The organism is Vibrio sp. 10N.222.52.B7, from assembly GCF_041474275.1.
GTDB lineage: Bacteria > Pseudomonadota > Gammaproteobacteria > Enterobacterales > Vibrionaceae > Vibrio > Vibrio crassostreae_C.
Window position 1 is genome coordinate 1,110 of the sequence record NZ_JBFRTU010000176.1, and the last position, 1,726, is coordinate 2,835.

Genomic DNA, 1,726 nt, shown 5'->3' on the forward strand with positions numbered 1-1,726 from the left:
TGTGGTAACAACCTTATCGTGATGGACAGTTTGAAAAAACACGGCACGCTCAGCGGTGGTGAAGCCAAAGTCGGCGGAAAGGTCGAATGTGTCTTCTTAGGCGTTGAGGGAGATACCGCCACCAAGGTACATGGTTTTGCGCGCTACGATGGCTACCGCCAAAAGATAGCCGAGCTGAAGGAAACTTATAAACATACGCAAGAGCAAACCATGGGTGTAATTCGCCAAGAGTTAGAATTTAAGAAGCGCCCGAAAGCCGAGAGAAGCGAAGAGCAAGCCCTAGAAATTGAGCAGCAACGTGAGAAGAATAACCTTGCAATAGAAAACACAAAGTCTCAGCTAGATACACTCGAAGCGGAGTTTGAAACCAACCTTGCTGAATGCACGGTAGAGGTACACGAAAAAGTGTATACCCGAGTGACGATTCAATTTGGTGATGAGACAGTCACAACCAAGCGAACTCACGGCGGAAGTGTTTTCTCATTCAACCAATACGAAATCCAATGTTCATTCAAGATGGAGCAAGAGGATATTGCTTTGTAGGCTTTGTGTTGAACATAAGTGATGCTTGGCTTAGGTGATGATACTGACAAATAGAAAAAGGGGAGCTGATGCTCCCCTTATGGTTTCTACTGATAATGATTTATTTAGATGGCTTGAGCGCTCTAACTTACGGCTCTAACTCGACCTTGTTTAAGGTCTGAAAGAACCTGTGCTTTAGGACCGTCGGCAATGATGCAGCCTTTCTCCATAACGATCACTCGATCGACAATGTCCAACATCGACGTTTTGTGTGTAATCAGAATCAACGTCTCGCTTGGTAGCAACTGGTTAAGCTGGTGTTTGATGTGCATCTCAGAACGGTTATCCATAGCACTGGTCGGCTCATCCATTAACAATACTGGCGGACGGCCTAGGAAGGCTCTAGCAATGGCAATTGACTGACGTTGACCACCAGACAGCAAGGCACCACCTTCACCCACTTGGCGTTCCAAACCTGCCGGATCTTGTTGAGTAAACGCGGTTACCCCTGCACGGTTTGCTGCATCCATCACGTCACGGTCATCTACTAAAGGGCGACCTAAAGTAATGTTGTCTCTTACCGAACCGTAGAACAAGTTACTGTCTTGCGGCACACAGCCTATATTGCGTCGTACGTCGACATGATGCAGTTGTTCCATATCGGTGTCATCAATGCGTACATGGCCCTCTGTGGGCTTGTAGAGGCCCATAATCAGACGTTCTAGTGTGGTTTTACCTGAACCGATACGTCCAATGATCGCCACTTTCTCACCGGGTTTAATATGCAGAGTTAAATCTCTGATAGAAGCCACGGGCGAATCAGGGTAGTGGAACGTCACTTTGTCGAGCGAGATATGACCTTGAATAATAGGGCGGTGGATGTAGCGCTTACCTTCTTCTTGTTCATCTGGCATCGACATCACTTGCTCAATCAGAGTCATTGATGACTTCGCTTGGTTGTAACGAGTCGAAAGCAAAGACAGTTGAACAAGCGGGCCAATCGCTCGGCCGCTCAACATGGTTGCAGCGATCAAGCCACCCATCGTAAGTTCACCTTCTGCAATTAGATACACGCCAAAGATGATCATACCAACGTTAGTACTTTGCTGAACAAAGCCGGCGGTGTTTTGGATGCTGTCAGTGATGCGTCGACTTTTGATATTCCAATTCGCCATGTGAGCAACGGCTTCTTCCCAACGGAATT

General features: G+C 47.2%; 2 protein-coding genes. One reads left to right on the forward strand and one right to left on the reverse strand.

What is annotated here, in order from left to right; translation table 11 throughout:
- On the forward strand, window positions 1-543 hold a 543-nt coding region (locus AB4512_RS22115; RefSeq protein ID WP_372175694.1), incomplete at its 5' end, for a FapA family protein.
- A 122-nt stretch (window positions 544-665) separates the two neighbouring features.
- Here AB4512_RS22115 and AB4512_RS22120 read toward each other — a convergent pair.
- The coding region (locus AB4512_RS22120) for an ATP-binding cassette domain-containing protein (RefSeq protein ID WP_372175695.1) at window positions 666-1,726 on the reverse strand (1,061 nt) is incomplete at its 5' end.